The organism is Bradyrhizobium stylosanthis (assembly GCF_001641335.1).
Classification (GTDB): Bacteria; Pseudomonadota; Alphaproteobacteria; order Rhizobiales; family Xanthobacteraceae; genus Bradyrhizobium; species Bradyrhizobium stylosanthis.
In genome coordinates, this window is sequence record NZ_LVEM01000003.1 from 911,643 (window position 1) to 924,106 (window position 12,464).

General features: G+C 66.4%; 10 protein-coding genes. 3 read left to right on the plus strand and 7 right to left on the minus strand.

What is annotated here, in order from left to right; genetic code table 11:
• Positions 1-36: 36 nt before the first annotated feature.
• A complete protein-coding gene (locus A7X65_RS24050; RefSeq protein WP_063689635.1) occupies positions 37-2,304 on the minus strand; it encodes a cation:proton antiporter domain-containing protein in 2,268 nt (755 codons plus the stop codon).
• 475 nt (positions 2,305-2,779) lie between these two features.
• Positions 2,780-3,952: an MFS transporter gene (locus A7X65_RS24055; RefSeq protein ID WP_063689638.1), complete on the minus strand. Its 1,173-nt coding sequence runs from the start codon at positions 3,950-3,952 to the stop codon at positions 2,780-2,782.
• Between the two features lie 61 nt (positions 3,953-4,013).
• Between A7X65_RS24055 and A7X65_RS24060 the strand changes: the two genes are divergently transcribed.
• The 3 genes from A7X65_RS24060 (at position 4,014) to A7X65_RS24070 (ending at position 8,388) form a co-directional block, all read left to right on the plus strand.
• On the plus strand, positions 4,014-4,814 hold the full coding sequence (locus A7X65_RS24060) for an AraC family transcriptional regulator (RefSeq protein ID WP_063689640.1): 801 nt from the start codon (positions 4,014-4,016) through the stop codon (positions 4,812-4,814).
• 428 nt (positions 4,815-5,242) lie between these two features.
• Positions 5,243-6,595: a malonyl-CoA decarboxylase gene (locus tag A7X65_RS24065; RefSeq protein WP_063689643.1), complete on the plus strand. Its 1,353-nt coding sequence runs from the start codon at positions 5,243-5,245 to the stop codon at positions 6,593-6,595.
• 344 nt (positions 6,596-6,939) lie between these two features.
• Complete coding sequence (locus A7X65_RS24070) at positions 6,940-8,388, plus strand: MmgE/PrpD family protein (protein ID WP_063689645.1); 1,449 nt, start codon at positions 6,940-6,942, stop codon at positions 8,386-8,388.
• A gap of 182 nt (positions 8,389-8,570) precedes the next feature.
• Here A7X65_RS24070 and tarD read toward each other — a convergent pair whose 3' ends face one another.
• The 5 genes from tarD to A7X65_RS24095 form a co-directional block, all read right to left on the minus strand.
• Positions 8,571-9,740: a D(-)-tartrate dehydratase gene (gene tarD, locus A7X65_RS24075; RefSeq protein ID WP_063689646.1), complete on the minus strand. Its 1,170-nt coding sequence runs from the start codon at positions 9,738-9,740 to the stop codon at positions 8,571-8,573.
• Positions 9,741-9,860: 120 nt separating this feature from the next.
• Entirely contained in the window at positions 9,861-10,118 is a 258-nt protein-coding gene (locus A7X65_RS24080; protein WP_011089470.1) for a DUF3297 family protein, read from the minus strand.
• Positions 10,115-10,591 (minus strand): glutathione peroxidase, encoded by a 477-nt coding sequence (locus tag A7X65_RS24085; RefSeq protein WP_063689649.1) that lies wholly within the window; start codon positions 10,589-10,591, stop codon positions 10,115-10,117. The genes A7X65_RS24080 and A7X65_RS24085 overlap by 4 nt, the downstream gene beginning before the upstream one ends.
• Positions 10,592-10,593: 2 nt before the next feature.
• A complete protein-coding gene (locus tag A7X65_RS24090; protein ID WP_063689651.1) occupies positions 10,594-11,994 on the minus strand; it encodes an amidase family protein in 1,401 nt (466 codons plus the stop codon).
• A 207-nt stretch (positions 11,995-12,201) separates the two neighbouring features.
• Positions 12,202-12,459, minus strand: a complete 258-nt coding sequence (locus A7X65_RS24095) for a DUF6894 family protein (RefSeq protein ID WP_063689654.1) — start codon at positions 12,457-12,459, stop codon at positions 12,202-12,204.
• Positions 12,460-12,464: the final 5 nt, after the last annotated feature.

Sequence of the window (12,464 nt, forward strand, 5' to 3'; positions counted from 1 at the left end):
CCTCGCAATGACGGTGGAGAGAGTGAGCACCGACCGCTACGCCTGCTCCGACGGAGCCTGTCGCGTTTCGCCGCTGGACACCAGCAGCACCGAGACCTTCGACTGCCTGAGCACGGCGTCGGCGACGCCGCCGAAGGAGAGATGCTCGCCCTGGATGCGGTCGACACCCATGACGACGAGATCGACATCGGTGGTGTCGATCTCGCGCAGGATCGCGGCCTCCGGCGCCCTGTTCACGCGAAGCGTCGTAGTGATGTCGACCTCGTAGCGGGCGGCGAGATCGCTGGCGTCCTTGAGGATACCCGCCTCCTGGCTGAGGCCGCGGGAGGCGCCGCGCTGGGCGCCCTTGTCCCGCGTCGTCGCCACATAGATCACCCGGAGCGAGCCTGACCCTCCTTGCGCCAGCGCCACCGCGACCTCGGCGCCGCGCTTGGAGACGCCGCTGCCGGAGACCGGAACGAGGATATTGAGCGCCTCGGGCACCGGCTGCTTCGCATGTCTGCCCTTGGCCGCGACGATCGCGAGCGGCCCCTCGAACGTCGCGGCGATGTCCTCGATCCTGCGGTCGAAGCGATCCTTGGTCGCGACGACCTTGTCGATGCCGACGACGAGGAGATCGAAGCCCTTGCGCGCCTCCTCGGTGATGGTCTCGCCGAGCTCCGCGCGCCGCGCCCGGGTGACGACGTCGACGCTGCCGGCATCGCCGTCGCCATTGGCGGAGACCGTCTCGGCGGCCTTCTTCACCACCGCCTCGTGGCTCGCCGCCTCGTCGCGGACCTTCTCCTGATCCTTCGCGCGCTTGCCGACATGCAGCACGGTGATCGGCAGGCCGCGCATGCCGGCGATCAGGCCCGCGATGTGGGCGGCGAAGGTGGCGTTGACGCTTTCGTCGACGGCCAGCAGCGGACGCTCGAGGTTGGCGACGAAGCCGCGCTTCTCGAACTCCTCCCGCTCCAGCCGCTCCTTCTCCTCCTTGTCCATCGGCAGCTTCGCCAGCGCCGCGCGCAGCATCGGCGGCATCGCCATCGTGGTCACGATCGCCATGGTGACGATCATCGTGAACAGATTTTGGCTGAGCACGCCGATGGAGAGGCCGATGGTGGCGATGATCACCTCGGTCGAGCCGCGCGCATTCATGCCGCTCGCAAGCGCGAGCGATTCCCGCGTGCTCAGCCCGCCCAATGTGCCACCGACGAAGGCGCCGCCGAACTTGCCGACGCTGGCGATCACGACGAGGAGGCCCGTGAGCATCAGGAGATTGGGATCGCGCAGCACCGAGAGATCGGCGGCAAGGCCGGCGAGGCCGAAGAACACCGGCATGAAGAAGCTGGAGATCAGGCCGCGCAGACGCTCGTCGATCTGCCGGGTCAGGATCGGGGACTCCCCGACCAGGATGCCGGCGACGAAAGCCCCGAGCACGGTGTGGACGCCGATCGCATGCGTGATCATGGCCATCACACACATCAGGAGCAGGATCACCGTGATCACCGCCGCGGCGCTCACGAGGTTGTCGTTGGCCCAGCGAATGAGCTGGAACACCAGCCGGCGGCCGATCGTGAAGCTGACGGCGAGAAAGGCGAGCGTGCCCAGCACCGCCTTCGCGACCGAAGCGATGTCCAGCGTGCCATGCGATGCCAGGCTGAAGATCACGGCGATGATGATCCAGCCGATGGTGTCGTCGATCACGGCCGTCGCGACGATGATCTGGCCGACATTGCGGCGCATGAAGTTCATCTCGCGCACGACGACGGCGACGATCTTCACCGAGGAGATCGACAGCGCCGTGCCCATGAACAGCGAGGCGACGAGGCGGGCTTGCGGGTTCGGCAGCAGCGCATCGGGCAGGAATTCGCCGAGTGCGAAACCGCAGGCAAAGGGCACCAGGATGCCGGCGATCGAGATCGCAACGGCGGCCTTGCCGACCTTCCTGACCAGCTTGAGGTCGGTCTCCATGCCGGTCAGCAACAGCAGCAGCAGGATGCCGACTTGCGCGATGCCGTCGATCATCGCCTTCTGCTCGGGCGCCTTCGGGAAGATCGCGGCTTGCGCCTCCGGCCAGATCCAGCCGAACAGCGACGGCCCGAGGATGATGCCTGCGAGCAGCTCGCCGATCACCGAGGGCTGGCCGATGCGCTGCATGAGCTCGCCGAGGCCGCGCCCGACCGCGATCAGCAGGACGATCTGGACGATCAGGAGAAATTCGGACGGGCTCGCCGATTTGCCGCCTTCAGCGCCGGCCGCGATGGTGGTGAGCACAAGCGCCGCGGGGACGAGGCCGACCGGCCGGAGCAGGCTCCACTGCATGCAGGTGTCTTTTCCCCGTTCGCCGCCCGGCAAGGTTGCCGAGGCCACAGGGACAGAACCCGCGGGATGCGGGGCCGGTTCCCTGCCCGTGACGGAGGGATTTCAACCGGCGAGGCCAAAAGTGCGAAAACAACCCCATGCACAGTAGAGGTGGCATTGAAAAGGCTGGCGTAATTTCGGTCTTGCCGAATCGCGTTGCGGCGTCGGGCAAATCAGGGGCATAATGGCATCATGGGTGGTGTGGCTGGCGCTGCGCCTGGGGCACGACCGGGATACACGGCCCACACGATCCACTCGTCATTGCGAGCGCAGCGAAGCAATCCAGAGTCCCTCCGCGGGGGCAGTCTGGATTGCTTCGTCGCTACGCTCCTCGCAATGACGATGTGGCAAGAGCCCGGCCCATGCGTCACGGGAATTCGCAGCCTCTGGGTCCCGGCTCTGCGCAGCAACGCTGACGCGTCCGGGACACGAGACTTCACACCGCCTGCGGCGTCCGGATCTCGCGGGGCAGGATGATCGCCGCCACGATGGCGAGCAGGCAGAGCGCGGCGAAGGCGTGCAGCATGGTGACGAAGCCACCCTGCTCGTAGAGCCAGGCCACGAGGCCGACGGACGCGCCGGCGGCGGTGAAGCCGATGAAATAACGCACCGCATAGGCGCGCGAGCGCCACTCCTCGCTGGTGTATTTGCCGACCATGGCGTCGTTCACCGTGACCTGCCCGAACGCGCCCATGACGATGCCGATCGAAACCAGGATCAGCGGCAGGTTTTCCAGGCTGGCGGCGAGATAGAGGAACGGCGCCAGCATGAAGGACAGCGGCAGCGCCACGGTCTTCAGCGAGTAGCGGTCGAGCAAGCGACCGATCGTGTACTGCGTCATCGCGCCGAACACGTAGACGCAGGCTGCGATGACCCCGAGCAGCGCCGGGCTCCTGGTGAGGTCGGCGAGCCGCTCCGCAAACAGCTTCGGCAGCGCTACGGTGACGGCGTTGAAGGTCGTGGAGATCGCGATCACCACGATCAGCAGCGACAGGATCACGCGCCACATGTCCTGCTTGGCGACACGCGCCTGCGCCGCCGCCTGCTTCGAACCCTTGCGGTCCTCGTGCACGACCATCATCGCGAACACGATGCCGATCAGGACGGTGACGATTCCGGGAACGATGAAGGCGAAGCGCCAGCCGAGATATTGGCCGATCACCCCCGTCACCAGCGCCGAGGAGGCAACGCCGAGATTGCCCCAGACCCCGTTGATGCCCATCTCCCGGCCGAGACGGTCGGCATAGGACACGATCATGGCGGTGCCAACGGGGTGGTAGATCGAGGCGAAAATGCCGATGGCGAGCAGCGCCGCGCCGAGCTGCACCGGCGTCTGCACGAAGCCGACCGAGATCATGGAGAGGCCGATGCCGACGAAGAAGATCAGCATCATGTGGCGGCGGCTCCAGCGGTCGCCGAGCCAGCCGGTGAGCAGCGAGCCGGCGCCGAAGGCGATGAAGCCGGGGGTCGCGTAGGGCAGCAGCTCCGAATAGGCCATGCCGAGCGCCGGCCCCATGATGATCACGGCGGCGGCAAAGATCAGCATCGAATAATGGTCGATGAAATGGCCTGCATTGACGAAACTGATGACCCGGCTGGGGCTGTTCATTCCCGAATCCTCTCCTGCTCCGAAATGAGTTATATGTCCTCCCCATGACGGGATGCCGCCAATGACTGTCTTGGAAACGCCAATCCTTCGGGAGGTCCGCAGCAACCACCGCTCGCCCGCGGGCGTGCACCTGGTCGCCCGCGACTATCCCAAGGGCATGCGGATCGATCCGCATTTGCACCGCGAGGCGCAGCTGATCTATGCGGCCAAGGGAACGATGCAGGTGACGACGCCCGAGGGACGCTGGCTGGTGCCGCCGGACCGGGCCGTCTGGGTGCCGGCCAGGCTGGAGCACGCCATCGACCTGCTGGCCGACATCGAGATGCGCACGCTGTATTTCGACCTCGCCTGGCTCAAGCGCGAAAAGCGCTACCAGGGATTGACCCGGGAATTCGTGGTGCGGGTCTCGCCCCTGCTCAACCAGGCGATCCTGGCGCTGTTCGACGCGCGCAACACCGAAGAACGCACCGAGCTGCTGGTGCGCCTGGTGATGCTGGAACTGCACCAGGCCGAGGACTCCGCCACCTTCGTGCCGCTGCCGCGCGAGCCGCGCTGCCGCCGCGCCGCGATGATCGTGCTCGACGATCCCACCGGGCTGCACGACATCGACACCCTGGCGCGCGAGGTCGGAACCTCGGCGCGTACGCTGTCGCGGCTGTTCTCGAGCGAGACGCAATTGAGCTTCAAGAGCTGGTGCCAGCGGGCGCGCATTGCGGCGGCGATCCAGCGGCTGTCCACGGACGCGAGCGTGTCGGTGAAGCAGCTGGCGACCCAGCTGGGTTACGCCAGCGTGCCGGCGTTCTCGGCCGCGTTCCGCCAGGTCACGGGGCGGACGCCGACGGAGTTTGCGGGGAAGGGGTAGCCCCGACCTCGTCATTGCGAGGAGCCCTTGCGACGAAGCAATCCAGACTGGCTCCGCGGAACGACTCTGGATTGCTTCGCGGAGCCTGTCATCGGGCCGCGCTTTGCGCGGACCCGGTGGCTCGCAATGACGGCGGGTGGGTAGGCAGCTTCGTCCTCCAAATGCAGAGAACCGCAGGGTGGGCAAAGCGAAGCGTGCCCACGTCTTTTTCGCTATCGGCGAGATATCGTGGGCACGGCGCAAGGGCGCCTTTGCCCACCCTACGGCAGCTTTCGTGCGGCATCAGCACGGCGCTCACCGTCATGCCGCCATTCTCCAAACGCACGGCCCGACGAAAGATGCCGCATTCGCCTGCTTGATTGTGATCGGCTTCCACCTAAATCCCGTGTAAGCTTCCGCATCGCACAATTCCGGACTCGAAAGCCCAGATGGCCAACGCCTTCTTCTCCGACCTGCTCGCCACGATCTCCGAGCGCGGCCGCACTCTGCTTCGGCGCGGCGACGGCTCCGACACCAAGCAGGACGCCGACGGGCTGGTCGAGCTTTGCAACGCGCTGCTGTCGGGCCGGGGCGAAGCCTCCGGCACCGCCATGGCGCGCGAGGTGCTCGATCTCTACCGGGAGCTGGATGCGGCGGGACGCCGCGCCTTCTTCGAGGCGCTGGTGCGCGATTTCGGCCCGGACCGGGAACGCCTGTCCACGGCGATCGAGAAATGGCGCGCCAAGCCGACGGACGAGGACGCAAGCTCGCTGCATTTCGCCTCGGAGCCGCGGCGGCAGGAGCTGATTCGCCGCCTCAACCGGGCGCCCGGCGGCACCGGCGATCTCGTCGCCATGCGCGCCGACCTGCTCGGCATGATGAACGGGCATACCGATCTCGCCGCGCTCGATCGCGACGTCTCGCATCTTCTCTCGTCGTGGTTCAACAGGGGGTTTCTCGTGCTGCGCCGGATTGACTGGTCGACCCCGGCCAACATCCTCGAAAAGATCATCCGCTACGAAGCCGTGCACGAGATCTCCGACTGGGACGATCTGCGCCGCCGCATCGACCCCGTGGACCGCCGCTGCTACGCCTTCTTCCATCCGGCGATGGTGGACGAGCCCTTGATCTTCGTCGAGGTGGCGCTGACCGAGACCATCCCGGGTGCGATCGCGCCGCTGCTCGCCGTTGATCGCCAGCATCTTCCGATCGAGAAGGCGCGCACCGCCGTGTTTTATTCGATCTCCAACACCCAGCGCGGCCTTGGCGGCATCTCCTTCGGCAGCTTCCTGATCAAGCAGGTGGTGGAGGAGCTGCGCCGCGAGACGCCCAAGCTCGATACCTTCGTGACGCTGTCGCCGGTGCCCGGCTTCATGCAATGGGTGAAGCAGGACAAGGACCTGCCGCTGTCGGACGAGGACCGCGAGGTGCTGAAGCGCCTCGACGATGCCAAATGGTTCGAGAGCCCGGAGACGACGGCGCTGCTGCGCGGCGTGCTGGAGCCGCTTGCCGCGCATTATTTCCTGAAGGCACGCACGCCCAAGGGCCGTCTGATCGACTCCGTCGCCCGCTTCCATCTCGGCAACGGCGCGCGCCTCGAGCGCATCAACTGGCTCGGCGACCTCTCGCCGAAGGGCGTGCGCGAGTCGGCCGGCGTGATGGTGAACTATCTCTACCGGCTCGACGACATCGAGAAGAACCACGAGGCCTACGCCAACGACGGCGAGGTCGTGGCGTCCAGTGCAGTGAAGAAGCTGCTCAAGGGCGAAGGACGCCGGCTGCTGGATATGCGGCTGTCGTAACGTACGATGCTGACGGCTTGCCCCGTCCGCCACAACTTCGGTGTCGTCGCCCGGCTTGACCGGGCGATCCAGTATTCCAGAGGCCGACGTTGAAGAGCTCGCACTCCCTACATCAGCCGCGGCGTACTGGATGCCCCGGTCAAGCCGGGGCATGACAGCAGAGCATTAGGCTCGCGCCTCACTGTCATTGCGAGCGCAGCGAAGCAATCCAGAGTCCCTCCGCGCAGACAGCCTGGATTGCTTCCGCCTCCGCCGAGGCTTCGGCGGACAAGTCGCTGCGCTCGCAATGACGGAAAATGTACGCTAAACGTTTCATCGAATTCCTGCACCAAAGACGGGACACCATGAAACGACGCGACTTCCTCGGCCTGACCGCAGCGGCCGCCGCCGGCCTCACTCTCGCGCCCCGACGCAGTTTCGCGGAAGGATACGGCTCCGGGCCGGAGATGACGGCGCTGTGCGACTACATGAGCGCTGCCAGGGACCGCGCGCTGCCGCCTGACGTCGCCGAGCACGCAAAGCACCACATCCTCGACACGCTGGCCTCGATGATCTCGGGGTCGGACCTGCCGCCGGGCCAGGCCGCGCAGCGCTACATCCGCGCCAATGCCGCGCAGGGGACATCGACCGTCGCCGGCACGGCGCTCAGCGCCTCGCCGGTCGAGGCCGCGCTCGCCAACGGCGTCATGGCGCACGCCGACGAGACCGACGATTCGCACAGCCCGTCGCGCTCGCATCCCGGCAGCTCGGTGGTCCCGGCGGCGCTCGCGCTCGGCGAACATCTCGGCATCGACGGCGCGCATTTCCTGCGTGCGGTGACGCTCGGCTACGACGTCGGCACGCGCGTGGTGATGGCGATGGGCGGCGCCGATTTCAGCTATGAGAGCGTGCTGAGCACGCACAGCATCGCCGGCACCTTCTGTGCCTCGGCTGCTGCGGCCTGCGCCGCCGGATTCGACGCACGACGCATGCGATGGGTGCTCGACTATGCCGCGCAGCAATCCTCCGGCTTCATCGTGTGGCGGCGCGACGTCGACCACATCGAGAAGGGTTTCGTGTTCGCGGGCATGCCGGCCCGCAACGGCGTGACTGCGGCGCTCCTGGTGCGCGCGGACTGGAACGGCGTCGACGACGTGTTCTCCGGCCCGGACAACTACTTCCTCGCCTATGCGCCGAAGGCCGCAACCGCGAAGCTCGTCGAAAAACTCGGCGAGCGCTACGAGATCGCGGGCACCGACATCAAGAAATGGACGGTGGGCTCGCCGATCCAGGGACCGCTCGACGCGATCTATGCGATCCGCGGCAAGCAGGCGTTCGAGGCCGATCAGGTCACGCGCGTGACCGTGCGCCTGGCGCCATCCGTCGCCGAGGTCGTGGACAACCGCGACATCCCCGACATCTGCCTGCAGCACATGGTCGCCGTGATGCTGCTCGACAAGACAGCCTCCTTCCACGCCGCGCACGACAAGCCGCGCATGCAGGATGCGGCGGTGCTGAAGGAGCGCGCCAAGGTGAACCTGGTGCGCGACGAGGAGCTGGCCAAGCTGCTGCCGGTGCGGGTCGCCGTGGTCGAGATCGAACTCGCCGACGGGACGAAGCTGTCCGAGCGCGTCACGGCGGTGCGCGGCACCCCGCGCAATCCGATGACGCGGGACGAGGTCATCGACAAGGCCCGCGACCTGATCGCACCGGTGGTGGGGCGTGAGAAGAGCGAGCAGCTGATCAAGACAGTGTATGGGATCGAGGCTGTGGCGGATATCCGGACGTTGAAGCCGCTGCTGCAGCGGGGGTAGTGGCCGTCCTGCCGCAACTCGCTCAGTCGTCGTCCCGGCGAAGGCCGGGACCCATAACCACAAGATTGGTTTGGCGAAGACTCGGAGTTACCAGCTCGCCCCAAAACCTCTCCCTGGGGGTGTGGGTCCCGGCCTTCGCCGGGACGACACCGAGTTGTTGGAGACGTCTTCACGCCTCGCCCTTACTCCGCCAGCGCCGTCATCTCCTTGTAGAGATCCGACTTGCCCTCAAAACCGATGCCCGGGAGATCCGGCATGGTGATGTGGCCGTTCTCGACGCGCACGCCATCCGGGAAGCCGCCATAGGGCTGGAACAGGTCGGGGTAGCTTTCATTGCCGCCGAGACCGAGGCCGGCTGCGATGTTGAGCGACATCTGGTGGCCGCCGTGGGGGATGCAGCGGCTCGGCGACCAGCCGTGGGTTTTCAGGACTTCGAGCGTGCGCTGGTATTCGCACAGGCCGTAGGACAGCGCGCAGTCGAATTGCAGCCAGTCGCGGTCGGGGCGCATGCCGCCGTAGCGGATGAGGTTGCGGGCGTCCTGATGGCTGAACAGGTTTTCACCCGTCGCCATCGGGCCGGGATAGAATTCGGCGAGGGCGGCCTGCAGCGCGTAATCGAGGGGATCGCCGACCTCCTCGTACCAGAACAGCGGATAATCGCGCAGCATTTTTGCATAAGCGATGCCGGTTTCCAGATTGAAACGGCCGTTGGCGTCGACGGCGAGCTGCGCGTCCTTGCCGATCTCCTTCAGCACCGCCTCGATGCGGGTGCGATCTTCGTCGATGGGCGCGCCGCCGATCTTCATCTTCACGACGTTGTAGCCGCGGTCGAGATAGCCGCGCATCTCTCCGCGCAGCATCGAGAGATCCTTGCCGGGATAGTAATAGCCGCCGGCGGCGTAGACGAAGACGCGCGGATCAGCCTTGACGCCATGGCGCTCGGCAAGCAGGCGGAACAGCGGCTTGCCCGCGATCTTCGCCACCGCGTCCCACACCGCCATGTCGATGGTGCCGACCGCGACCGAGCGCTCGCCATGACCGCCCGGCTTCTCGTTGGTCATCATCGCGGCCCAGACCTTGTCGGGGTCGAGATTGTCGCCGGCGCTATTGAGCAGCGACTTCGGATCGGCCTCCGTGATGCGCGAGGCGAAGCGCTCGCGGATCAGGCCGCCCTGGCCGTAGCGGCCGTTGGAATTGAAGCCGTAGCCGACGACGCGCTTGCCGTCGCGCACCACGTCGGTGACGACGGCAACGAGGCTCGTCGTCATCTTGGTGAAGTCGATATAGGCGTTGCGGATCGGGGATGAGATCGGCTTGGTGATCTCGCGGACGTCGACGATGCGGACGGACATGGGGGTGGCTTTCTCGCGGGCTCTCTCGTCTCGTCATGGCCGGGCTTGACCCGGCCATCCACGTCTTTGCCGCCTAGAGAACGTGGATGCCCGGGACAAGCCCGGGCATGACGGCTCACACTACTTCTTATCCCGGAAATACGGCTCGACCGGACCGTGCACCTTGATGGTCAACGGGTTGCCGTGGCGGTCCTTGGCGTTGCCGGCGGTGACGCGGACCCAGCCTTCGCTGATGCAGTACTCCTCGACATTGGTCTTCTCGATGCCCTTGAAACGGATGCCGACGTCGCGCGCCAGGATGTCCGCGTTGTAATAGGGGCTGTTCGGATCGACCGACAGGCGGTCCGGAAATTCGTCGCTCATGATTGTCTCGCTCATAACAGGGTCTCGATTTGATTTCGCAGTCCTTCCGGCCTTGCGGTCGGCGCGTAGCGCGCGATCACCTTGCCGGCACGGTCCACCAGGAATTTGGTGAAATTCCATTTGATGGAGGCCCCCAAGAGGCCGGATTGCTGACGTTTCAGGTACTCATACAAAGGATGCGCCTGCGGCCCGTTGACGTCGATCTTGGCGAACAGCGGAAAGGTGACGTCGTAGTTGGTCGAGCAGAACGCCTGGATCTCGCCCGCCTGCCCCGGCTCCTGCGCACCGAACTGGTTGCAGGGAAAGCCGAGCACCGCGAAGCCGCGCGGCGACAGGTCGCGATAGAGATCCTCGAGCCCGCGATATTGCGGCGTGAAGCCGCATTTGCTCGCGGTGTTGACGATCAGCAGCACCTGCCCCTCGAAACGGCGCATGGTCACCTCCTCGCCGAGAAGCGAGTTGGCCTTGAAGTCGTAGAAATCAGTCATCGCTAACCCACGGGGTCGATTGGCGAGGGCGGCACGCCGCCGGCCTCGATCGCCTCGCCGGCGAGCAGGCAGAGGTCCTCGCGATAGCGGCCGGAGACGATGTGCACGCCGACCGGCGCCTTGCCGACGAGGCCGGTCGAGACCACGAGGCCCGGCAGGCCCATGAAGGGCGTGGCGATCTGCGGCATCTGCGCTTCCCAGACGCGCTCGAAGGAAGCGGCGTCCTTGCGGTCGAGATGATCGGGGAACGGCAGCTCGCCGGAGACCGGCGTCAGCACCACGGCGTATTTTTCGAAGAACACCATCCAGTCGCGTGTGAACGTGGCACGGCGGGTCAGCGCCTGCGCGTAATTCGCCTGGTCCATCGGCGTGACCTTGGCGCGGTTGCCGCGCAGGCAAGCCAGCGCGCCGGGATCGCCTTCGCGCTCGGCCATCTCGAGCTGTGCCTCATAGCCGTCGCCGAGCCAGAGCTTGCGCTGCCACTCGACCGCCTCGCGCATCGGCGGGGTGTTCTCGATCACCTCAACGGTCCAGCCGGCGCGCTCCAGGCGCTTGCCGGCGTCGGTCACGGCGGCCTTCACCTCCGGCTTGGTCGCAAGGCCATCGGGATTGAGGCAGAGCGCGGCGCGCTTCTCGCGTGCGGGGCCTTGCAGCGGCGCCGGGACATACCAGGGATCGCGCGCGTCGGGCGCGGCCATGGCCGCAAGCGAGATGCGCAAATCATTGATGGTGCGCGCCAGCGGGCCCGAGACCGCCATGATCTGCGGCCCGATCGGCCGCTCCGGCAGCGCCGGGTTGAAGGCGGGAATGCGGCCCAAGGTCGGACGCAGGCCGTGCACGCCGCAGGCATAGGCGGGATAGCGGATCGAGCCGGCGATGTCGGTGCCATGGGCGATATGGCCGATGCCCGCCGCGACCGCCGAGCCGGCGCCGCCGGAGGAGCCGCCGGGGGTCAGCGAGGCATCGCGCGGGTTCTTGGTGTCGCCATGGACAAGGTTGGTGGTGAACCAGCGGTAGGAGAAGGCCGGGCAATTGGTGCGGCCGAGCAGGACGGCGCCGGCTTTGCGGAAATTGGCGACGACCGGGTTGTCCTCGCGCGCGATCAGGTCGCGCTGCAGCTTGAGGCCGTTGGTGGTGGCAAAGCCTTCCTGGTCGACATTGGCCTTGATGGTGACGGGGACGCCGGCCAGCACGCCGGGGTCCTCGCCCCTGGCAATGGCGGCATCGACCGCATCGGCCTGCTTGAGCACGTCGTCCGGCCGGTGGTCGATCACGGCGTTGAGCGCGGGATTGACGGCGTCCAGGCGGGCAAGGCCGGCCTTGGCGGCCTCCCGGGCCGACACTTTCTTGGACCTGACGAGGGTGGCGAGGTCGGCGGCCGACAGGCGCCAGAGATCTTGCATGGCTTGCTCCGTGTGACCGGCGTCTTTTAGCGCCGGGAACGCGGCAAAGCCATGCGGATTTCGCAGGGGCGAAGGGCGGCGCAGGCTCGGATTGCCGCATCTTTCGTCATTGCGAGCGAAGCGAAGCAATCCAGAATCCCTCGTCCGAGGCGGTCTGGATTGCTTCGTCGCAAGGGCTCCTCGCAATGACGAGGGGAGAGAGAGGGGCTAATGCCTTGTCGCCGACTGGTCCGGCATGTCCAGCAGCGCCTCGGTGAAGGGAAACTCCAGCACGATCTCACCTTCGACGTCGGTGACCTCGATGACCGCCTCCAGCAGCGCCGGCTGGGTCCCCTCCGATTTCAGGACCTCCAGGATCATCTGGCGGGCGACCTCCCAGGCGCGATCGGGATTGCGCAGATCCTCGCCGTCGGGATCCACGATCAGTTCGTCACCGATCCGGGTGTTGAAGAAGTATTTGGGCATGATCG